18 protein-coding genes are annotated in these 20,760 nt (G+C 69.4%); 10 read left to right on the plus strand and 8 right to left on the minus strand.

The features are described 5' to 3' along the window. Positions 1-22 precede the first annotated feature (22 nt). The 5 genes from mnmA to purB form a co-directional block, all read right to left on the minus strand. Positions 23-1,207 carry a tRNA 2-thiouridine(34) synthase MnmA gene (gene mnmA / locus ACJMKX_RS01650; RefSeq protein WP_405220343.1) on the minus strand — a complete coding sequence of 395 codons (1,185 nt, stop codon included), beginning with the start codon at positions 1,205-1,207 and terminating at the stop codon, positions 23-25. Positions 1,208-1,250: 43 nt separating this feature from the next. Continuing rightward, a complete protein-coding gene (locus ACJMKX_RS01655; RefSeq protein ID WP_405220345.1) occupies positions 1,251-1,760 on the minus strand; it encodes an NUDIX hydrolase in 510 nt (169 codons plus the stop codon). 1 nt (position 1,761) lies between these two features. Next, complete coding sequence (locus tag ACJMKX_RS01660) at positions 1,762-2,262, minus strand: DUF7931 domain-containing protein (protein WP_405220347.1); 501 nt, start codon at positions 2,260-2,262, stop codon at positions 1,762-1,764. 169 nt (positions 2,263-2,431) lie between these two features. Further along, a complete protein-coding gene (locus tag ACJMKX_RS01665; protein ID WP_405220348.1) occupies positions 2,432-3,589 on the minus strand; it encodes a cupin domain-containing protein in 1,158 nt (385 codons plus the stop codon). Positions 3,590-3,600: 11 nt separating this feature from the next. Beyond that, positions 3,601-4,968 (minus strand): adenylosuccinate lyase, encoded by a 1,368-nt coding sequence (gene purB, locus ACJMKX_RS01670; protein WP_405220350.1) that lies wholly within the window; start codon positions 4,966-4,968, stop codon positions 3,601-3,603. Positions 4,969-5,118: 150 nt separating this feature from the next. On the opposite strand from purB, the gene ACJMKX_RS01675 reads away from it, so the two are divergent. The 8 genes from ACJMKX_RS01675 to hrpA all read left to right on the plus strand — a co-directional run bounded on the left by ACJMKX_RS01675 (position 5,119) and on the right by hrpA (position 15,197). Further along, the gene (locus ACJMKX_RS01675; protein ID WP_405220352.1) at positions 5,119-6,507 is read left to right on the plus strand and encodes a class II fumarate hydratase; all 1,389 of its coding nucleotides are present in this window, start codon (positions 5,119-5,121) and stop codon (positions 6,505-6,507) included. Positions 6,508-6,511: 4 nt separating this feature from the next. Beyond that, positions 6,512-7,153, plus strand: coding sequence for a CoA pyrophosphatase (locus ACJMKX_RS01680; protein ID WP_405220354.1), 642 nt, complete (start codon positions 6,512-6,514; stop codon positions 7,151-7,153). 3 nt (positions 7,154-7,156) lie between these two features. Next, positions 7,157-7,957 carry a nucleoside triphosphate pyrophosphohydrolase gene (gene mazG, locus ACJMKX_RS01685; RefSeq protein ID WP_405220356.1) on the plus strand — a complete coding sequence of 267 codons (801 nt, stop codon included), beginning with the start codon at positions 7,157-7,159 and terminating at the stop codon, positions 7,955-7,957. Positions 7,958-8,125: 168 nt separating this feature from the next. Next, entirely contained in the window at positions 8,126-8,815 is a 690-nt protein-coding gene (locus ACJMKX_RS01690) for a glycine zipper 2TM domain-containing protein (protein ID WP_405220358.1), read from the plus strand. A 169-nt stretch (positions 8,816-8,984) separates the two neighbouring features. Beyond that, complete coding sequence (locus ACJMKX_RS01695; RefSeq protein WP_405220360.1) at positions 8,985-9,290, plus strand: PepSY domain-containing protein; 306 nt, start codon at positions 8,985-8,987, stop codon at positions 9,288-9,290. 48 nt (positions 9,291-9,338) lie between these two features. Then, positions 9,339-10,043 carry a response regulator transcription factor gene (locus ACJMKX_RS01700; protein ID WP_405220362.1) on the plus strand — a complete coding sequence of 235 codons (705 nt, stop codon included), beginning with the start codon at positions 9,339-9,341 and terminating at the stop codon, positions 10,041-10,043. A 70-nt stretch (positions 10,044-10,113) separates the two neighbouring features. After that, complete coding sequence (locus ACJMKX_RS01705; protein WP_405220364.1) at positions 10,114-11,445, plus strand: ATP-binding protein; 1,332 nt, start codon at positions 10,114-10,116, stop codon at positions 11,443-11,445. Next, on the plus strand, positions 11,442-15,197 hold the full coding sequence (gene hrpA, locus ACJMKX_RS01710; protein WP_405220366.1) for an ATP-dependent RNA helicase HrpA: 3,756 nt from the start codon (positions 11,442-11,444) through the stop codon (positions 15,195-15,197). Before ACJMKX_RS01705 ends, hrpA begins: the two co-directional genes overlap by 4 nt. 143 nt (positions 15,198-15,340) lie before the next feature. On the opposite strand, the gene ACJMKX_RS01715 is transcribed toward hrpA, so the two are convergent. Both ACJMKX_RS01715 and ACJMKX_RS01720 read right to left on the minus strand, forming a co-directional pair. Beyond that, positions 15,341-16,111, minus strand: coding sequence for a slipin family protein (locus tag ACJMKX_RS01715; protein ID WP_405220368.1), 771 nt, complete (start codon positions 16,109-16,111; stop codon positions 15,341-15,343). 24 nt (positions 16,112-16,135) lie between these two features. Beyond that, positions 16,136-17,632, minus strand: coding sequence for an NfeD family protein (locus ACJMKX_RS01720; RefSeq protein ID WP_405220370.1), 1,497 nt, complete (start codon positions 17,630-17,632; stop codon positions 16,136-16,138). Positions 17,633-17,731: 99 nt separating this feature from the next. Here ACJMKX_RS01720 and ACJMKX_RS01725 point away from each other — a divergent pair, with 99 nt between their 5' ends. After that, positions 17,732-18,232 carry an asparaginase domain-containing protein gene (locus ACJMKX_RS01725; RefSeq protein ID WP_405220371.1) on the plus strand — a complete coding sequence of 167 codons (501 nt, stop codon included), beginning with the start codon at positions 17,732-17,734 and terminating at the stop codon, positions 18,230-18,232. A 13-nt stretch (positions 18,233-18,245) separates the two neighbouring features. Next, on the plus strand, positions 18,246-19,172 hold the full coding sequence (locus tag ACJMKX_RS01730) for an MBL fold metallo-hydrolase (RefSeq protein ID WP_405220373.1): 927 nt from the start codon (positions 18,246-18,248) through the stop codon (positions 19,170-19,172). Positions 19,173-19,221: 49 nt separating this feature from the next. On the opposite strand, the gene amaB is transcribed toward ACJMKX_RS01730, so the two are convergent. Next, positions 19,222-20,739: an L-piperidine-6-carboxylate dehydrogenase gene (amaB, locus tag ACJMKX_RS01735; RefSeq protein ID WP_405220375.1), complete on the minus strand. Its 1,518-nt coding sequence runs from the start codon at positions 20,737-20,739 to the stop codon at positions 19,222-19,224. Positions 20,740-20,760: the final 21 nt, after the last annotated feature.

The following is a 20,760-nucleotide window of genomic DNA, read 5'->3' on the forward strand; positions in this document are numbered from 1 at the left end:
CAGAGCCCGCAATTATAACGGATCAGGAGGCAGCGCGCCGTCGGTGGGCGGCCAGGCGCGCCCCGTCTCCGGCTGCTTCATGGACCCGATCGCGGGTCATTGCGTGGGCCGTGCGGATTCGCCCGCCGCCGAGGCAGACCTCGCCCCGATAGAACACCACGAACTGCCCGGGCGCGACCGCGCGCTGGGGTGAGTCGAACCATACCTCCAGCTGGTCCCCGCTGCCCCGGCGCACCCTGCAGGCCTGGTCGGCCTGGCGGTAGCGCACCTTCGCGTTGCAGGTCAGGGTACCGCCGTCGGCCAGCTCCGCCGGCGGGCCGCCGATCCAGTGCACCGAGGCGGTGCTCAGGGCTTCGCTGTAGAGCAGCGGGTGATCCGAGCCCTGGACGGCCACGAGGGTATTGGCGGCGAAGTCCCGGACGGCGACGTACCAGGGCGCGTTGCCGGCCTCGCGCAGTCCGCCGATGCCGAGGCCCTGCCGCTGGCCCGGGGTGTAGTAGGCGAGGCCGTGGTGGCGGCCGATCTCGCGGCCGGCCTCGTCCACGATGGGGCCGGGCTCCGCGGCGACGTAGCGGGACAGGAACTCCCGGAACGGGCGCTCGCCGATGAAGCAGATGCCGGTGCTGTCGCGCTTGTCGTGGGTGGGCAGGCCGTGGTCCCGGGCGACGCGGCGCACCTCGGTCTTGGTCAGCGCTCCCAGCGGGAACAGCGTTTCAGCGAGGGCCTCCGCCGCCACCTGGTGCAGGAAGTAGCTCTGGTCCTTGCCGGCATCGGCGCCCTTCAGCAGCCGGGGCGAATCGCCGTGCTCCACCCGGGCGTAGTGGCCGGTGGCGATCAGCTCCGCACCCAGCCGCCGGGCGTACTGACGGAACACGCCGAACTTGATCTCGCGGTTGCAGAGGACGTCCGGGTTCGGCGTGTAGCCCGCCCGGTAGTCGGCGAGGAAATCCTCGAATACGCGCTCGCGGTATTCCGGCGCGAAGTTGACGTGGTGCAGAGGGATGCCGAGATGCTGGCACACCCGCCGCGCGTCCTGCAGTTCCTCCGCCGCGCTGCAGTAGCCTTCCTCGTCCTCGTCCCAGTTGGTCATGTGCAGCGCGTGCACCTCGCAGCCCTGCTGCAGGAGCAACAGCGCGGCCACCGAGGAGTCCACGCCGCCGGACAGCCCCACGACCACCCGTCGGCCCTTTTGTGCCGTTTCCGTCATGGCGTGGATTCTACCGCGGCGCCCGCTGCGCGGGCGAGGCGGCTCAAACGGAGGCGGCGATGCGCGTGACCCGTTCCAGGTTCTCGGGCAGCGGCCGCAGCGGCGCGAGATCACCCGGTGCCAGCCGCACCCCGGCCAGGTAGTCGTCGATGCAGCGCAGGACCATGGGCGAGCGCACGCGGTCGACTCGCGCGGCGATCTCGGCGCGGCTCATCCAGTGAGTGCGGACGATGACCTCGTCGAGCGAGCGGCACGGGTCGCGAGCGGTGCAACCGCCGGTGAATGCGATGCGCAGGTAGTGGCGGCCGTTATCCGGATGGCGCCACTGATACATGCCGATGAGTTCCCGCGGCATGAATCCGCGGCCGGTTTCCTCCAGCATCTCGCGCACCACTGCGTGCTCGAGGCTCTCGCCGTGCTCCAGATGTCCGGAGGGCTGGTTGAAGACGATCTCGCCGTGGGCGTGCTCCTCCACCATGAGGAAGCGCCCGTCGCGCTCGACCACGGCTGCCACCGTGAGGTCGGTCTCGATGCCGGCCGGCGCGCCGCTCATGTCAGATATTGAGCCGGCGGAATTCGTGCTCCACCTCGCTCGCATGCCAGATTTCGTCGAAGGTGGTGAGGTACATGTCGGTGACCGCGGGTACATTGTGGTCGACGATGCCCTCCCAGCGCGTGGCATCCAGCCGGTAGACGATGCCGCCGCCGTCGGCGATGCAATAGGCCTCGCGATGACTGCGATAGTCCTCGCGCACGTGGCGGAACTCGATGAAGCTGTTGAGCCGGCGGCCGAGGGCGACGAAGCGGTTGCCGTTCTTGATGGCCCGTGAGGGGTCCGCGATCAGTACGCGCACCCGGGCATAGGCGCGGGACAGGATCAGCCGCTTGATGACCTCCAGGAAGTCCAGGTCGTCGTAGATGCCGGGTTCGAGGTCGTGGGTGAAAATGGCGAGGCTGCGATTGGCGGTCTTGGCGATATCGACCGCCGCCCGGCGCATCTCCTCCCGGGTGGAGATGACGCGCCGTTCGTGCTCTTTCGCCTTCTTCTCGCTCATCCTTGGAAGGTCCGCTGGCTGATGGATTGCGGTCGCCCGTCGGACGGATGATGTTAAGCGGGCGGATGCCGGCGACCGTGCCAACTGCGTCACGTTTTCGGGTTTGGAAGGCGCGATGAGAACGGTTCGCAGGCGATGGCAGGCGCGCTCCGGCGGCGCTGGAGCGCAATCAGCCGGGCAGCGCCTCCAACAGCCCGTGGCGGGCCAGCAGGGAGAGCAGGCGTTCGCCCGCCTCGTCCGGCGGCGGGGAGATGGCGAGACCTTCGGCGCCCTCGGCACCGGCGAGCCGGCAGGCCAGTGGCCAGGCTGCTTCCGGCACCGGGAAGGACTCGCCGGCGGCGCAGAGAACAGGGCCCCCGCTGCCGCGGAAGCACGCCGACGGCGCGGCCCGGAGCGCCCGCCCGCCGGCCGCAGCGGTCACGATCGCGGCCGTCTCGGCCGGCGTCGCGGGTTGCGGGCGATGGCCCGGCTTCGGCAGGGTCACCAGGCGGCCGAGGGCTTCGGCGATATCGTCGTCGTCCACACCGGCCGCGTCGGACAGGGCGGCGCGGCAGCGGCGGACCGCGGCCGGGTGGATAACGCCGCCCCGGCACTCTGCGGGCGCCAGGTCGGGATCGGCGTAGCGTCGGTCCGGCTCGATCTTCCGGGCATCGAGGTCCAGGTACAGTGCCAGGTCGCGGACGAGCGGCGCCTGCAGCCCCAGGGACCAGGTGGTGCAGAGCGTCTCGGCGACTCCGTGATGGCCGGCGCCCGGCGGCACGTAGAGCGCATCGCCAGGCCCGCAGACGAATTCCTCCTCCGCGCGGAAATCCGCCAGCAGCCGCAGCCCGGAGGTCGCCCGCGCCGGCTGGCCGCTGCCCAGTTGCCAGCGCCGCCGTCCCTCGCCCTGCAGCAGGAAAACGTCGTAGCTGTCCCGGTGCGGCCCCACGGAGCCGCCGGGGGCGGCCACGCTCGCCATGAGGTCGCCCATGCGCCAGGTCGGCAGGAAGCGTGGGGCCAGCAACAGGGAGCGCAGCTCCGGCAGATGACGGTCCAGGTCGTGGACCAGCAGCGTCCAGTCGGATGGGGGCAGGGCGGCGAGATAGTCCGCCTCGAACGGACCGGTCTCGGCCCGGTAGCGAACGGTACCTCCCTGTCTTTCGGTGAACACGAGCCGGGATTCCACCTCGGGCTCGCACGCCAGGCCCGCGAGTTCGTCGACGGTGAGCGGCGGGCGGAAGCCGGGCACGGCGTCGGCCAGGAACAGCGGACGCTTCTGCCAGCAGCGCGACAGGAAGTCGGCCGGGGTCAGGCCGCCGGGCAGTTGCAGCGCCGGCTGAACGGTCATGTCGGGCGCCGTCAGCGGCAGCGGGCCAGGCTCTCCGCGAGTCCGGTGTAGGTCGACGGCGTCAGTGCGAGGAGGCGTTCTTTCTCCGCCTCGGGGATCTCCAGCGAGCGGATGAACGCGGCCATGGCGTCGCGGTCGATGCGCCGCCCGCGGGTCAGCGCCTTCAGCTTCTCGTAGGGCTCGTCGACGCCGTAGCGGCGCATCACCGTCTGCACGGCTTCGCCGAGCACCTCCCAGGCGCCTTCCAGGTCGGCGGCAATGCGCTCCGCATCGGCCTGCAGCTTGCCGAGTCCGCGGCGGGCCGACTCGATGGCGATCAGACTGTGCGCCAGCGCCACGCCGAGGTTGCGCAGCACGGTGGAGTCGGTCAGGTCCCGCTGCCAGCGGGAGATCGGCAGCTTGTCGGCGAAGTGGCCGAGCAGGGCGTTGGCGACGCCCAGGTTGCCCTCGGCGTTCTCGAAGTCGATGGGGTTGATCTTGTGGGGCATGGTGGAGGAGCCCACCTCGCCCTCCACCCGACGCTGGCGGAAATAGCCGAGCGAGATGTAGCCCCAGACGTCCCGGCACAGGTCCGTGAGCACCGTGTTGTAGCGGCTCAGCGCATGGCAGTACTCGGCGATCCAGTCGTGGGGTTCGATCTGGGTGGTGAAGGCGTTCGGCGCGAGGCCGAGGGATTCCACGAAGCGCGCGGACAGCGCCGGCCAGTCCACGTCCGGATAGGCCGCCGCGTGTGCGTTGAAGTTGCCGACGGCGCCGTTGAACTTACCGCGGACCGCCACCTGCTGCAGGCCGCATCGCTGCAGGCGCAGGCGCTCGGCGACGTTGGCGATCTCCTTGCCCAGCGTGGTGGGGCTGGCCGTCTGGCCATGGGTGCGCGACAGCATGGCGAGGCCCGCGTGCTGGCGCGCCATGGCGTCGAGGGAGGCGCCGAGCTCGCGCATCGCCGGCAGCAGTACGTCGTCGCGGCCGTGGCGCAGCATGAGCGCGTAGGCCAGGTTGTTCACGTCCTCGGAGGTGCAGCCGAAATGGACGAAGCCCCGCACCCGCGCCGCGTCGGCGCCCTCGCCCAGGCGCTCGCCGAGGAAATACTCGACGGCCTTAACGTCGTGGTTGGTGGTGGCCTCGATGGCCTTGATGCGGGCGGCGTCCTCGCCGGCGAAACCGTCGACGATGCGGTTCAGCATGTCCTTCAGGTGGCCGGGCAGCGGTGGCAGCTCGGTGATGGCCGGCTCATCCGCCAGGAACTGCAGCCAGCGGACTTCCACCAGCACCCGGAACCGGATCAGCCCGAATTCGCTGAAGACATCGCGCAGCGGCGCCGCCTTCGAGGCATAGCGGCCGTCGACGGGGGAGATGGCGCGCAGCGTGGTCAGTTCCATATTCGGTCAGCCGCTTTCTGTCCGCCGGGAGGCGGCCTGGACTTGGCTCGGCAAAGCGCGAATCATACACCACCGTGGACCCGGCCGGGACTGCCCCGGGCGGCCGCCGGGACCCGAACACTCCGTGACAGCAAAGGCGAGAGCCAGACGATGACTGACAGCAAATTCCGCACCGAGAAAGACAGCATGGGCGAACTCCAGGTCCCGGCCGACGCGCTGTGGGGCGCACAGACCCAGCGCGCCGTGGACAACTTCCCGATCAGCGGTCTCACCATGCCGCGCAGCTTCATCCGCGCGCTGGGCCTGGTGAAATGGGCGGCGGCGGGCGCCAACTCCGAACTGGGCCTGCTCACCGGCCCGCGGGCGGCAGCCATCCAGAAGGCGGCGGCGGCCGTGGCGGACGGGGAGCACGACGCGCACTTTCCCGTGGACGTGTTCCAGACCGGTTCGGGCACCTCATCCAACATGAATGCCAACGAGGTGATCTCGCGCCTGGCGCGGCAGTACGGCGTGGAGGACATCCACCCGAACGACGACGTCAACATGGGCCAGAGTTCCAACGACGTCATCCCCACCGCCATCCATGTGAGTGCCGCGCTGGACGTCACGGAGAGGCTGCTGCCGGCCCTGGAGCACCTGGCGGAGGTGCTCGGCGACAAGGCGAAGCAGAACGCGGACGTGGTGAAGACCGGCCGCACCCACCTCATGGATGCCATGCCGGTCACCCTCGGTCAGGAGCTGGACGCGTGGAAGACCCAGGTGGAGCACGGCGCCGATCGCATCCGCGCCGTCATGCCCCGGCTCTGCGCGCTGGCCCAGGGCGGGACTGCCGTGGGCAGCGGCATCAATGCCCATCCGAAATTCGGCGCCAAGGTAGCCACGCTGCTGGCGGAGCGCACGGACGTGCCGTTCACGACTGCCGACTCCTGCTTCGAGGCGCTGTCCTGCCAGGACACGGCGGTGGAGCTCTCGGGGCAGCTGAAGGTGGTGGCCGTGAGCCTCATGAAGATCGCGAACGACCTGCGCTGGATGAACTCCGGACCGCTGGCCGGACTCGGCGAGATAGCGCTGCCGGCCCTGCAGCCGGGCTCGAGCATCATGCCCGGCAAGGTGAACCCGGTGATCCCGGAGGCGGTGGCCATGCTCTCGGCCCAGGTGATCGGCAACGACGCCACCATCACGGTGGCCGGGCAGGCCGGCAACTTCCAGCTGAACGTGATGCTGCCCGTGATCGCCTACAACCTGCTGCAGAGCATCGAGGTGCTGGCGAATGGCGCCACCGTGCTCGCCGACCGGGCGGTGGCCGGTTTCTCCGTCAACCAGGACCGGCTGAACGAGGCGCTGGACCGCAACCCCATCCTGGTGACCGCGCTGAATCCGGTGATCGGCTACGAGAAGGGCGCGGCCGTCGCCAAGAAGGCCTATGCCGAGGGCCGGCCCGTGAAGGACGTGGCCCGCGAGATGACCGATCTCACGGACGAGGAGCTGGACCGGCTGCTCGACCCGGCGGACCTGACCCGGGGCGGCATCAAGCATTGAGACGATGAGCATCAGCTCGCTGCGCGAGCGCATCCTGGCGGCGCTGGCGGACAGCGCCGCGCCCCGGGACCCGACGCTGGCGACTCCGCCCTCGGCCTACGGCGACGTGCCGGAGGGACTGCGCAAGCACTTCGCGGGTCGCAAGATGCCGGCCGGCGTCCTCATCGCGCTGCTCGCCCGCGGTGCGGACTATCACGTGTTGTTCACCCGGCGTTCACCGGACCTGCGCCATCATCCCGGCCAGGTGAGCTTCCCCGGCGGCCGCATGGAGCCGGAGGATCGGGACGTCACCGACGCCGCGTTGCGCGAGGCGGAGGAAGAGGTGGGCCTGCCCCGGAGCCACGTGCGCATCGCCGGCTACCTGGAGCCGCACCTCACCATCACCGGCTACGCGGTCACGCCGGTGGTCGGGCTGATCCACCAGGGTTTCCCGATCCGGCCCGACCCGGCTGAGGTGGAAGAAGCCTTCGAGGTGCCGCTCGATTTCCTCATGGACCGGCGCAACCTGCACCGGGCCTGGCGGGAGTTCGAGGGCACCGAGATACCGGTGTATGAATACCGCTACGGCGGTCACCGGATCTGGGGCGCAACGGCGTCGATGCTGGTCACGCTGCATCACAAACTGGAACAGCATTTAAAACAATAGATAATGGCGAATATCTCGAAACTGCTTGATATCATGGCGCGGCTCCGGCACCCGGAGACCGGTTGCGAGTGGGACCGCCGCCAGACCTTCGCCACCATCGCGCCCTACACCATCGAGGAGGCCTACGAGGTGGCGGATGCGATCCATCGCGGCGACACCGAGGGTCTCAAGGACGAACTCGGCGACCTCCTGCTGCAGGTGGTTTTCCATGCCCGCATGGCCGAGGAGGCGGGCGACTTCGATTTCGACGACGTCGCCGGCGCCATCAGCGACAAGCTCGAGCGGCGCCATCCGCACATCTTCGGCGACGGAGGGCCGGCCGACGAGGCCAGCGTGCGGCGCAACTGGGAGACCATCAAGGCGGCCGAGCGGGAGGAGCGCCACGGCACCTCCGTCAGCCTGCTGGACGGCATTCCCAAGGCCCTGCCGGCGCTGAAGCAGTCCCAGAAGCTGGCCGGCCGTGCGGCCGGGGCCGGCTTCGACTGGCCGGACGCCGCGGGCGTGCGCTGCAAGATCGACGAGGAACTGGCGGAACTGGACCAGGAGCTCGAGGCAGGGCAGACGGAGCGCATCGAGGACGAGATCGGCGACCTGTTCTTCTCGCTGGTGAACCTGGCCCGCCATGCGGGCGTCGATGCCGAGGCGGCGGCAGCGGCCGCCAACCGGAAGTTCGAGCGGCGCTTCCGGGCCCTGGAGGCCGAGGCGGCCGCACGGGGCGCTTCGGTGGCCGCGCTGGACGCCGGGGAGCTGGAAGAGCTCTGGCAGGCGGTCAAGACGGCGGAGGTGGCGTCCCGGGGCCGGTGAGGCGCAAGCGAGCCGGCAGGCGGCGCTCATCGGGCCGGCCCCGGAAGGTGATCGTTGCGTTTCGCCACGTTCAGGACCCGTTCAGCACGGCCGGCCTATTCTCCTTCCCACACCCGGGAGAAACGGGTTTTCGAACCCGGGTGCTCATGGAAGCAGAAGGAGTCAGCCATGTTCAATCGAAACCGAGTCCGCCGGATCAGTGGCAGCCGTCGCAGCAGCGCTGCGGCCGCGGTGACTGTTACGGCGACGGCCCTGATCGGTGGTGCCTTGCTGTCGGCGGGTCCTGCCCTGGCCGACCCCGGTCGGGACTGGCGCCCTGCACGCGACCATGGCGCCGGCTACGACTACGCCCGGGTGGTCGACGTCGACCCCATCGTCCGTCACGTGCGGGTGCGCACCCCGGTACGGGAATGCTGGGAGGAGACGCGCTATGACCGCTACGACGACCGTTACGACGAATACGGCCGCTACGACCGCCACGACAGGCCGCGCCGCGGCGAAGCCGGCGCCACCATTGCCGGCGGCATCATCGGAGGCGTGATCGGCCGTCAGTTCGGCGACGGAAAGGGTCGCGATGCGATGACCCTGGTCGGCACACTGGTGGGCGCCGCCATCGGTAACGAGCGCGCCAGTCGCGGCCGGGAATACGACGAGCGCTACGCCGACTACGGTGCGTACGAGCGGCAGTCGCGTCCGGTCACCCGCTGCGAGACCCGCTACCGCACGGATGCAGAAGAGCGGATCGACGGCTACCGGGTTACCTACCGCTACCGGGGTCAGACTTACACCACGCGCACAGACTATGACCCGGGCGACCGCATCCGGGTGCGGGTGGAAGTGGAACCCGTGCGCTACTGAGTCGGCGCACGGTAGCCGGCGCACGATTGGAGATCGCACGATCGCACGATCGGACGGCGGGCTGCGGTGCCAGGGACGGCGCCGCGGTCCGGCGGGGCGTGATGCGCCGAATTACCAGCGCGTGCCGTGTCCCGTTGCAAAGCCCGTCGCCAGGGCCGAAAATCACATCATGAATCAGACCCTCCGCCTCGCAATGCCGCTCCTGCTCGCCCTCGTGCTGGGCCTGGCCGCCACCGCCGTACCGGCCCATGCGACCGGTCCGGGATCGGTCCTGCCGGCGCAGGCCGCCGGCATGGCAGCCGTGCGGGACGAGGTCAGCCTGAGCGAGGCGGTGGCCCGGGTGAAGCGCGAATACGGCGGCCGCATCCTCGAAGCCGAGACCCGGGAGCAGAACGGGCGCCGCGTCCACGTCATCAAGGTGCTCACCCGGGAGGGTCGCGTGCGCACCGTGCGGATTCCGGCCGGGGATCGCTGAGGCCGGCCCGCCGCGGCATCGACGCGCCATCGACACGGGTCCAACCCTATGCGACTGCTGATCATCGAGGACGAGGAGATCATCCGCGAGTCCCTCGCGGCCCGGCTGCGCTCGGCCGGCTTCGGTGTGGAGACGGCGAAGGACGGCGAGGAGGGGCTGTACTACGCCAGGGAGTATCCGGTGGACCTGGCCGTCGTCGACCTCGGTCTGCCGAAAATGAGCGGCCTGGAGATCATCACCACGCTGCGCCAGGAAGGCCATGCCTATCCCATCCTGATCCTGACCGCGCGCGACCGCTGGCAGGACAAGGTGGACGGACTGGGCGCCGGCGCGGACGACTACGTGGCCAAGCCGTTCCACGTCGAGGAGATCATTGCGCGGGTGAATGCGCTGCTCAGGCGCGCCGGCGGCTGGGCTTCTTCGGAGCTGGTCGCGGGCCCGATCAGCCTGGACACGGCGGCCCAGGAGTTGAAGGTGGACGGTCGCGCGATCGAACTCACGGGCCACGAGTACAAGCTGCTGGAGCACCTGATGCTGCGGGCGGGACAGGTCGTCTCCAAGACCGAGCTCACAGAGCGCCTCTACGACCAGGACTTCGAGCGCGACAGCAACGTCATCGAGGTCTTCGTTGGCCGGCTGCGGCGCAAGCTCGATCCGGACAACAGCCTGAAGCCGATCGAGACCCTGCGCGGCCGGGGCTATCGCTTCGCTCTGGAGCGTGCCGCCGAGGCGTCCACCGGCGGCGGTGACTGAGTCCGGAACCGCGACCGGGCCGCCGGGACTGTCTCCAGGGCGGTCGCCCGGACAGTCACTGAGACTCCGCGTGCTCGTCTCGGGCATGCTCCTGTTACTGGTCTTCTTCGGCCTCATCGTCGGCGTGCTGGATTCCGCCTTCCGCAGCGCGGCGCTGGAGGCGGAGCGCGACCTGCTGGACAGCCGGATGATCATGCTGCTCGCGGCCGCCGAACCCGCGGACGGCAATACGCTGGTGCTGCCCGTCGATCTGCCGGAGCCGCTGTTCGGCTCGCCGGGGTCCGGACTGTACGGCGCCCTCGTAAGGCGCGGCGACGGGTCGATCTGGCGCTCGGACTCGGGCATCGGCATCGACATTCCCTGGGGCGCGGCGCCGTCCACCGGCGAGCGGAGCTTCCGGCGCATCAAACTGGCCGACGGCACGCCGCTGCTCGCGCTCAGCATGGGTATCGACTGGGAATTCCCGGACGGCACCGTGCATGCCTACCTCGTCCACGTGGCGGCGGGTCTCGATTCCCTGAACGCCCAGGTGGCGAGCTTCCGGCGCCAGCTGCTGGTGTGGTTCGGGCTGGTGGCGGCGCTGCTGCTGGCCTCGCTGGCGTTGCTGCTGCGCTGGCTGCTGCGCCCGCTGGCGCAGATCGAAACCGAGATCACCGAGATCGAGGCCGGCGAGCGGCCCGCGATGTCCGCCGGCTATCCGGCCGAGCTCGCCGGCGTGGCGCGCAATCTCAACCAGCTGATCGACAGCGAACGGGCCCGCGCCGAGCGTCACCGCCGCACGCTGCAGGACCTGGCCCACAGCCTGAAGACGCCGCTGGCCGCGATGCGCTCCCTGCTGGAGGGCGAAGGCGGGCGCGACGCACTGGCCGACCAGCTGGGCCGCATGGAGGAGATCGTGCGCTACCAGCTCGCCAAGCCCCTGGCCGGCACCGGCGCCACCCTGGGCACCGAGCCGGTGCCGGTGGAGCCGGAACTCGGCAAGCTCGCGGACGGCCTGCAGAAGGTCTACCGGGATCGGGGGCTGCGCTGCGAGCTGAACGTCGAACCGGGCCTGAGGTTCTACGGCGACCGGGGCGATTTGCTGGAACTCGCCGGCAACCTGATGGAGAACGCCCACAAGTGGGGCGAGAGCCGGGTGCGGGTCACCGCCACCCGCGCGGCGGACGGAGGCTCGCCGCGGCAGGGGCTGGTGCTGACGGTGGAGGACGACGGTCCCGGCATCCCGGACGGCGGGGAGAATTTGTTGCTGGAACGCGGCCGGCGGCTGGACGAGACCAAGCCGGGCCAGGGCATCGGTCTCAGCGTGGTCGTGGAACTCGCCGACGCTTACCGGGGCGGAGTCGAGGTCGGTCGGTCGGACCTGGGTGGCGCCCGGGTGACGGTGCGCCTGCCGCCGGGATGAGCGGGCCGGCGCGCAGGGGAGGCCGGCGGCAGCGCCAGGCAGAGGCACGCCGGGTGCACCAGCCTCACCTGGAGTTCCCCGAAGCCCTGCCGATCTCCGCCCGGGCGGGGGAGATCGCCGACGCCGTCCGGGAGCATCCGGTGGTGGTCGTGTGCGGCGAGACCGGCAGCGGCAAGACCACCCAACTGCCGAAGATCTGCCTGCAGCTCGGCCGCGGCATCGACGGCATGATCGGCCACACCCAGCCGCGTCGCCTGGCGGCCCGTTCGGTGGCCGCGCGCATCGCCGAGGAGACCCGTCTGCCGCTGGGCGGCGGCATCGGCTACCAGGTGCGCTTCGACGACCGGAGCGAGCCCGGCACGCGGGTCAAGCTGATGACCGACGGCATCCTCCTGAACGAACTCGGCTTCGATCACGATCTGCGCCGCTACGACACGCTGATCATCGACGAGGCCCACGAGCGCAGCCTCAACATCGATTTCATCCTGGGCTACCTGAGGCGGTTGTTGCCGCGCCGGCCCGATCTCAAGGTGATCATCACCTCGGCCACCATCGACCCCGACCGGTTCTCGCGCCACTTCGGCGACGCGCCGGTGATCGAGGTGTCGGGACGGGGCTATCCGGTAGAGGTGCGCTACGAGGCGCCGGCCCGTGACACGGACATGGCCGATGCGCTCACCGAGGGGGCCGGGCGGCTCATGGGGGAATTGCCCGAGGGCGACATCCTCGCGTTCCTCCCCGGGGAGCGCGAGATCCGCGAGGCCGCCGAGGCGCTCGAGCGAGCCCGGCTGGGTTCCCGCCGGGGCGAGGCGGGCTGGGAGATACTGCCGCTCTACGGCCGGCTGTCCGAGACGTCCCAGGGCCGGGTCTTTCGGCCCGGCCGGCGGCGCCGGATCGTGCTGGCCACCAACGTGGCGGAGACCTCGCTCACCGTGCCCCGCATCATGGCGGTGATCGACTCGGGCCTCGCCCGCATCAGCCGCTACTCGTATCGCAGCAAGATCCAGCGCCTGCAGGTGGAACCGGTCAGCCAGGCCAGCGCCAATCAGCGGGCCGGCCGCTGCGGGCGGATCGCGCCGGGCATCTGCGTGCGTCTCTACGACGAGGAAGACTACGCTGAGCGACCGGCCTTCACCGACCCGGAGATCCGGCGCACCAACCTCGCGAGCGTCATCCTGCAGATGGCTGCCGCCCGCCTGGGTGAGATGGAGGACTTCCCGTTCATCGATCCGCCGGATGCCCGCTACGTCCAGGACGGCTATCGCCTGCTCGCCGAACTGGAGGCGGTGGACGAGGGGCGGGAGATCACGGAGGCGGGCCGGCGCATGGCGCGCCTGCCGGTGGACCCCAGGCTCGCCCGTATGCTGCTGGCTGCCGAGGAGCGGGGCGAGCTGCGCGACGCACTGGTGATCGTGGCGGGGCTGGCCGGCGCGGATCCGCGCCTCTTTCCGCCGGAGGAGGGCGCGAAGGCCCGGGCGGCCCAGGAGGAGTTCGCCGATCCGGCCTCGGACTTCGTCTCCCTGTTGAACCTCTGGCGGGCCTGGCGGGCGGCCCGGCGGGGAACGAGCCGCCGGCAGGCGGAGCGCTGGGCCGAGGCGCGTTACCTGTCGCCGCGGCGGCTGCGCGAATGGGGCGAGGTCCACTCTCAGCTCACCGGACTCTGCCGCGACGCCGGCATGCCCGTGGCCCATGGCGCCGGTGACCGTGCGGCCCTGCACAAGGCACTGCTGGCCGGTCTGCTCGGTCACATCGGCCGCCGGGACGAGGCGACCCGCTATGATGGCCCCCGCGGTACCCCCTTTCATCTGCATCCCTCTTCCGGGCTGCACGGCAAGCCGCCCGCCTGGGTGTTCGCCATGGAGCTGGTGCGCACGAGCCGGCTGTTCGCCCGCACCGTCGCCGCTACCGAGCCGGGACAGATCCTGGAAGTGGCGGCTCACCTTGCCCAGCGCACCTACGAGGAGCCGCGCTGGAACCCGCGCCGCGGGCGGGTGGAGGCCAGCGAGACCGTCACGCTGTTTGGCCTGGTGCTGGCGGCCGGCCGCCGGGTGAATTACGGTCCCGTCGACCCGGCGGAGTCGCGACGCATCTTCATTCGCGAGGCACTGGTGCAGGGCAGGGCGAATCACCGGGACCGCTTCTGGCGCCACAACCAGGCGGCCATCGCGCGCATCCGGGAGAAGGAGGGCGAGGCCCGGCGGGCGCTCCTCATCCCCGACGGCGAGCTGGCGGCACTGTACGAGCGGCAGATCCCGGAACAGGTCGTGGACCTGCGCAGCTTTCGCCGCTGGCTGCGCAAGGCGGCGAAGCGCGACCCGGAGATACTCTGCTTCCCGGAACAGGACCTCGCCCGCGACCCGGGCGGTGACGGCACCGAGATGCCAAACAGCGTAGAGCTGCTGGGCCAGGATCTTCCTGTCATCTACCGCTTCCGTCCGGGCGAAGCCGACGACGGCGCCACCGTGAGGCTGCCGGCGCCCGCGCTGGCGCAGCTGGAACCAGCGCAGCTGGATCGCGCGCTGCCGCCACTGGTTGCGGAGCGCGCGGAGCTGCGCCTGCGCTCGCTGCCGAAGGCGTTGCGCCGGCGCCTGCAACCCATCGCCGACACCGCCGCGGATTTCGCGGCCCGCTATCTGGTGATGCCCGGCAGCGGCGAGCTGGAGCAGGCGCTGGCCGATTTCCTCGCCAGTGAATTCGGCATCACGCCCGATCAGCTACCGGCGGCGTCGGCGGACGAACCCGCGCACCTCAGGCTGCGCCTGGAGGTCACCGACGAAGCCGACGAGGTGATCGCCGCCGGCCGGGATCTGGAATCGTTGCGGACCGAGGTCGGGGAAACGGCGCTCCCGGACGCGGCGCCGTCGGGCGAAGCGCGGCCGACGCTGCAACGTGACTGGGACTTCGGCGAGCTCCCGCCGGTGCAGGCGGAGGTATCGGGCGGCCTGCGCCTCGAGCGCTTCCCGGCACTGGCCGACCGGGAGAACGGCGTGACGGTGGAGTATCCGAGTGACGAGACGGAGGCGGCGACGGTCCATGTCGGTGGGGTATTGCGGCTGTTGCGCCTCGCGCTGCCGCAGCAGGAGAAACTGTTACGCGGCAAGATAACGGGAGACCGCCGGCTGCAGCTCGCCTGGGCCGCCGTGGGCGGCGCCGGCGAGCTGGCGGAGGATTTCGTCGCAGCCGCGTTCGGCCGCGCGTTCCCCCGGGAGCGCAGGGCGACGGTGCGCAACCGCGGCGACTACGAGTCGCTGCGGGAGTCGGGCCGGAGCGAGCTGGTGGGGACTGGCGAGGCGCTGGCCACACTGCTCGGCGAGATACTCGAAGCGCGCCGGCTCGCCGCGGCCGCTGCCGCGGATCTCCCCGAGCGGCTGGACGACGTGCGCGCGGACATCGACGCCCAGCTGGAGGGACTAGTCTATCCGGGATTCCTGAGCGCCACGCCGGCGCAGCAGCTGGAGTCGATGCCGCGCTATCTCCGGGCGGCCGAGTTGCGGGCATCGAAACTGCCGGCCGGCGCTGACCGGGACCGGGCGGATGCGCAGGAGATCGCGGTCTGTCTCGGACGTCTCGCACAGCTCGAGCAGCGCCGGGCCTCCCTCGACGCCGAGCGGCGGGCGCTGATCGACGAATTCCGCTGGGGCATCGAGGAGCTGAGAGTGTCGCTGTTCGCCCAGCAACTCGGCACCCGCGGCAAGATCTCCCCGAAGCGGCTGGAGAAACTGTGGCACCGGATCACGGGCGTGACCCGATAACCCAGGTGGGAGGGCCTTCAGGCCCGATCGGGCTCGCCCTGGCCGAGATGTCCTTCTCTCGATGTTGGCCCGTCATCGGGCGGACACGGGCCACGAGAGAACGGGACCAGCTGGAAAGAGATCGGGCCTGAAGGCCCTCCTACCTATTCTTTCTTCTGGGCCATCATCTCCTTTGCCTTGTCCATGAACGGCCCGATCAGGTCGAGTGGCAGGGGGAAGACGATGGTGGAGGATTTCTCACCGGCGATCTCGCGCAGGGTCTGCAGATAGCGCAGCTGCATGGCCAGGCGCTCGGACTCCAGGGTCTTGGCCGCGTCCGCCAGCTTCTGTGCCGCCTGGAACTCGCCCTCGGCGTTGATGACCTTGGCGCGCCGGGCACGCTCGGCCTCGGCCTGCTGGGCGATGGCACGGATCATGCTCTCGTCGAGATCCACATGCTTGATCTCGACGTTGGCCACCTTGATGCCCCAGTTGTCGGTGTGCTGGTCGAGGATCAGGCGGATGTCGGAGTTCAGCTTGTCGCGCTCGGCGAGCATGTCGTCCAGGTCGTGCTGGCCGAGGACGGAGCGGAGCGTGGTCTGGGCCAGCTGGCTGGTCGCCTCGAACACGTTGGCGACCCGGATGATGGCCTTCTCGGGATCCACGATGCGGAAATAGATGACCGCATTCACCCGCACGGAAACGTTGTCCCGTGAGATGACGTCCTGAGTGGGCACGTCCATTACCACGACTCGCAGATCGACCTTGGTCAGCGTCTGCAGGAAGGGGATCAGGATGATCAGGCCCGGCCCTTTCACCGTCTGGAAACGGCCGAGGAAAAAGACGACGCCACGCTCGTATTCCTGCAGGATGCGGATCGCATTGAACAGGAACAGCAGGACGAGGCCGACTGCGATTCCGATATAGAGCATCATGATGGTATTCCCTCTCTCGAGTGTTCAGTCCGTGTCAGATTCGTTGCCGGCGGGCGAGACATCGAGTACGAGCCCGTCGATACGCTCGACCCGCAGTTTCTGGCCCCTCTTGACCGGTTCGCTGGTGCGCGCCGTCCAGATCTCGCCTTCCAGCATGACGGCGCCCTGGTCGGAGAAGTCCTCCCGGGCGACGGCGATCTCCTTCAGGATCTGCTCCTGGCCGCTCACGGCGCCCTTGCGCCGCAGGCGCAGCAGGTAGGCGATGACCCACATCAGCAGCAGTCCGAAGGCGCCGACGACGATGATGACGAACCAGGGCGAGATACCGAAGCCCGGGACACCCGTGTCGAACATCATGATGGCTCCCATGACGAAGGCGGCGATGCCGCCGAAACCGAGCGCGCCGAAGCTGGGCACGAATATCTCGGCGATCATCAGCACGATGCCGAGCAGGATCAGGCCGAGGCCGGCGTAGTTCACCGGCATCACCTGCAGCGCGTAGGCGGCCAGCAGCAGGCAGATGGCGCCCACCACGCCGGGGACGATGGCGCCCGGGTTCCAGCCCTCGAAGACCAGCCCGTAGATGCCGACGAGGAGCAGCAGCAGCGCGATCTCCGGGCTGGCTATGACCGACAGCAGCTTCTGCCGCCAGGTGGGTTCCACGGTCTCGATGCGCATATTGCTCGTGGCGAGCGTCACGGTGCCCGTGGGCAGCTCCACCTCGCGGCCGTCGATCTGGGCGAGCAGGGCGGCGGTGTCGTCGGCGAGGAGGTCGATCACGTTCATCTCCAGCGCCTCGCTGGAGGTGAGCGTGGCCGCGTCGCGCACGGCCTTCTCGGCCCATTCGGCGTTGCGGCCCCGGAGTTCGGCGAGCCCGCGGATGTACGCCACGGCATCGTTCAGGATCTTGCGGCTCATGGCGTCGCCGGATCGATCCGGCGGTGCCTGGGTGCCGTCTTCCGGTTCTGTCGCATTTCCGCCTTCACCGTCTTCGCCGGCCTGATCGGGTGACGCATCGCCGGCCGGGCTTTCGCCGGAGCTGCCGCCGTCGCCGCCGTCCGTCGGCAGAGGCTGGCCGCCGGGCAGGGGCGGCTGCGGCCGGTCGCCGCCGCCGGCAAGGGGCACGGGTGTCGCGGCGCCCAGGTGGGTAGTCGGCGCCATGGCGGCGATATGGCTCGCGTAGAGGATGTAGGTGCCCGCACTGTCGGCGCGCGCCCCGGCGGGGGAGACATAGGTGGCGACCGGTACGCTGGAATTCAGGATGGCGGAGATGATATCCCGCATGGAGCTGTCGAGCCCGCCCGGCGTATCCATGCGGATGATCACCAGATCGGCCGCTTCCTCCTCGGCCTGACGGATCCCGCCGGTAATGAAGTCCGCCGTGGCGGCGCCGATGGCGCCTTCCAGATGCAGCTGCAGCGCGCGGGTGGCCGGATCCTGTTCCTGGGAGACCAGCGGGCCCGCCAGCCCGGCGAGCCCGAGCGCGACAAACAGCGTCCAGAGTATTCTTGTTCGGGCCATGTTTTTCACCGCACCATCATATCAGCCCGGCACCGGCGTTGATCCCCGCTGCGGCCGCCTATAACCTTCGGCTCCTGTTCAGACCACGGGACCCTGCGCGTGTTCATCAAATTTCTCACCACCGGCGGCACCATCGACAAGATTTACTTCGACGACAGCAGTCGCTTCGAGGTGGGCGAGTCCCAGGTCGAGCATATCCTGCGTGAAGCCCTTGTCGACATCGATTATGAAGTCGTCTCGTTGCTGCGCAAGGACAGTCTCGATATTGACGAAGCCGACCGGGCCTGCATCCGCGACTATATCGAACGCGATTCGGCCGGGCGTTACGTGATCACGCACGGCACCGACACCATGGTGAAGACAGCGCTCGCGCTGGACGGGCTCGGTGACCGGGTCATCGTGCTCACCGGTGCGCTGAGCCCGGCGCGCTTCCGCAGCACGGATGCCGTCTTCAATGTGGGCATGGCGACGGCTGCTGCCCAGACGCTCGGCCCCGGCGTATACATCGCCATGAGCGGGACGATCTTCGCCGCCGACCAGGTGGTGAAGAATCGGGAGAAGAACCGTTTCGAGAGCATCGCCCGGCGGGATGCCGGCTGAGAGGAGAGAACCGATGAAGTGGAGAGTAATGATGGCGGCGGCCGCCGCCGCGACCGCCATGGCTGCAGGCGGGCTGCAGGCGCAGGACGACATGGCCGACGTGGAAATCGGCGTCAGGGATCTCGGCGACGGGCTCTACATGCTCACCGGCCGGGGCGGCAACATGGGGCTGTCGGTGGGCGAGGATGCCACGTTCCTCATCGACGATCAGTTCGCGCCGCTGACGCCGAAGATCAAGGCGGCCATCGCCGGGCTGACAGAGGATGCGGTGAAATTCGTGTTCAACACGCACTGGCACTTCGACCACGTGGGCGGCAACGAGAACTTCGGCGAGACCGGTGCTGTGATCGTCGCCCACGACAACGTGCGCGAGCGCATGAGCGAGGATCAATTCCTGGAGGCGTTCAATCGGGAGGTGCCCGCCTCGCCGCCGGAGGCGCTGCCGGTCGTCACCTTCAACGACAAGGTGACGCTGCATCTCAACGGCGAGACGATCCGGGCGTTCCACACGCCCCACGCCCACACCGACGGCGACAGCATCATCTACTTCGACGGGGCCAATGTCTTCCACATGGGGGATACCTTCTTCCACAAGATGTATCCCTTCATCGACGGCAGCAGCGGCGGTTCGGTGGACGGCGTCATCGAGGCGGCGAACGCGGTGCTCGCGATGGCCGACGAGGACACCGTCATCATCCCCGGCCATGGCCCCATCGCCACGCGGGACGACCTCCGTGCCTATCGGGACATGCTGGCCACGGTGCGCGATTCCATCAATGCGATGATCGCCGACGGCATGAGCCTCGAGCAGGTGCAGGCTGCCGACCCCACGGCCGACTTCGACGCCGTGCACAACGAGATGGGTATGTTCGAGCCAGCCCAGTGGGTGGGTCTGCTCTACGGGCTGCTGGCCCCGGCCGAGGACCCCGGCGAGGAATGAGGGAAAGGCCGCCGGGCTCGCCGCTCGGCGGCCTGTCTGCCGCGCCCTGCTAGATACGGAAGCGGATGCCCTGCGCCAGCGGCATCTCGGTGCCCCAGTTGATGGTGGTGGTCTGCCGGCGCATGTAGGCCTTCCACGCATCGGAGCCGGATTCCCGCCCGCCCCCGGTCTCCTTCTCGCCGCCGAAGGCGCCGCCGATCTCTGCGCCGGAGGTGCCGATGTTCACGTTGGCGATGCCGCAGTCCGAGCCGCCCGCGGACAGGAAGCGCTCGGCGTGCTGCAGCTTGTCCGTGAAGATCGCCGAGGACAGGCCCTGTCCCACGCCGTTGTGCAGCGCCAGCGCCTCGTCCAGGGCCTCGTAGCCGATGAGATAGAGGATGGGCGCGAAGGTCTCGGCCTGGACGATCGGCCAGTGGTTCTCCGCCATCACCAGCGTCGGCTCGACGTAGAAGCCGGGCCGGTCCAGCCGGTGGCCGCCGTAGAGCACTTTGCCGTGGTGGGAGAGGATGTCCTCGATGGCGCGTTCGAAGTTCGTGACCGCCTGGTTGTCGATGAGGGGCCCCATCAGCGTGCTCTCGTCCAGCGGGTCGCCGATGCTAACCTGGTCGTAGGCGCGGATGAGGCGCTCTTTCAGCTCTTCCCGGCGCGAATCGTGGACCAGCACGCGCCGGGTCGTCGTGCAGCGCTGGCCCGCGGTGCCGACGGCGCCGAAGACGATGGCCGGCACGGCCAGGTCCATGTTGGCGTATTCGTCGACGATGATGGCGTTGTTGCCGCCGAGCTCCAGCAGGCTGCGCCCCATGCGGGCGGCCACCCGTTCGCCGACCCTGCGGCCGACCGCGGTGGAGCCGGTGAAGGAGAACAGATCCACGCGCGGGTCGTCCACGAACGCCTCGGCCCGTTCGGTGCCGCCGTCGTTGAACAGGTTGAAGATTGGCGGATGCGAGAGGTCGGCCAGCACCTCGTTGCAGATTTTCTGCACCGCCAGCGAGACCAGCGGGGTCTTGGGTGAGGGCTTCCAGACCGAGATGTTGCCGCACACCGCCGCGATCAGCGCGTTCCAGGACCAGACGGCCACCGGGAAATTGAAGGCCGTGACGATCCCGACCACGCCCAGCGGGTGCCACTGCTCGTACATGCGGTGGGAGGGCCGCTCCGAGTGCATGGTCTTGCCGTAGAGCATGCGCGACTGGCCCACGGCGAAGTCGGCGATGTCGATCATCTCCTGCACTTCACCGTCGCCCTCGGCCTTGATCTTGCCGTTCTCCAGGCTGACCAGGCTGCCGAGCGCATCCTTGTTGTCGCGCAGCGCGAGCCCGATGCGCCGCACCGCCTCACCGCGCACCGGCGCCGGCGTGTTGCGCCACTCCGCGAATGCCTCCCGGGCGGCGACCATGAGCCGGTCGTATTCGCCCGCACTGCTGGCCCGCACGCTGCCGAGCGCCTCGCCGGTGGCCGGGTTTATCGACTCGATCGGAGGTCCCGGGTCCTTCTCGATGGCCTTGCCGCCGCACCAGGTCCCGTGGTTCTCGGCCTCCAGACCGAGCCGTTTCAGGATATCTTTCATGGCTTTCACTCCCGGCCGACC

Source organism: Lentisalinibacter sediminis (assembly GCF_040706615.1).
In the GTDB taxonomy this organism is placed as follows: domain Bacteria; phylum Pseudomonadota; class Gammaproteobacteria; order Steroidobacterales; family Woeseiaceae; genus Lentisalinibacter; species Lentisalinibacter sediminis.

Bases quoted from the DNA above. Each gene is read 5' to 3' on its own strand.
- purB (WP_405220350.1), bottom strand. From the start codon at position 4,968: ATGGAACTGACCACGCTGCGCGCCATCTCCCCCGTCGACGGCCGCTAT.
- ACJMKX_RS01675 (WP_405220352.1), top strand. From the start codon at position 5,119: ATGACTGACAGCAAATTCCGCACCGAGAAAGACAGCATGGGCGAACTC.
- ACJMKX_RS01730 (WP_405220373.1), top strand. From the start codon at position 18,246: ATGAAGTGGAGAGTAATGATGGCGGCGGCCGCCGCCGCGACCGCCATG.
- ACJMKX_RS01655 (WP_405220345.1), bottom strand. From the start codon at position 1,760: ATGAGCGGCGCGCCGGCCGGCATCGAGACCGACCTCACGGTGGCAGCC.
- ACJMKX_RS01680 (WP_405220354.1), top strand. From the start codon at position 6,512: ATGAGCATCAGCTCGCTGCGCGAGCGCATCCTGGCGGCGCTGGCGGAC.
- mazG (WP_405220356.1), top strand. From the start codon at position 7,157: ATGGCGAATATCTCGAAACTGCTTGATATCATGGCGCGGCTCCGGCAC.
- mnmA (WP_405220343.1), bottom strand. From the start codon at position 1,207: ATGACGGAAACGGCACAAAAGGGCCGACGGGTGGTCGTGGGGCTGTCC.
- ACJMKX_RS01665 (WP_405220348.1), bottom strand. From the start codon at position 3,589: ATGACCGTTCAGCCGGCGCTGCAACTGCCCGGCGGCCTGACCCCGGCC.
- ACJMKX_RS01660 (WP_405220347.1), bottom strand. From the start codon at position 2,262: ATGAGCGAGAAGAAGGCGAAAGAGCACGAACGGCGCGTCATCTCCACC.
- hrpA (WP_405220366.1), top strand. From the start codon at position 11,442: ATGAGCGGGCCGGCGCGCAGGGGAGGCCGGCGGCAGCGCCAGGCAGAG.
- ACJMKX_RS01700 (WP_405220362.1), top strand. From the start codon at position 9,339: ATGCGACTGCTGATCATCGAGGACGAGGAGATCATCCGCGAGTCCCTC.
- ACJMKX_RS01695 (WP_405220360.1), top strand. From the start codon at position 8,985: ATGAATCAGACCCTCCGCCTCGCAATGCCGCTCCTGCTCGCCCTCGTG.
- ACJMKX_RS01720 (WP_405220370.1), bottom strand. From the start codon at position 17,632: ATGGCCCGAACAAGAATACTCTGGACGCTGTTTGTCGCGCTCGGGCTC.
- amaB (WP_405220375.1), bottom strand. From the start codon at position 20,739: ATGAAAGATATCCTGAAACGGCTCGGTCTGGAGGCCGAGAACCACGGG.
- ACJMKX_RS01690 (WP_405220358.1), top strand. From the start codon at position 8,126: ATGTTCAATCGAAACCGAGTCCGCCGGATCAGTGGCAGCCGTCGCAGC.
- ACJMKX_RS01715 (WP_405220368.1), bottom strand. From the start codon at position 16,111: ATGATGCTCTATATCGGAATCGCAGTCGGCCTCGTCCTGCTGTTCCTG.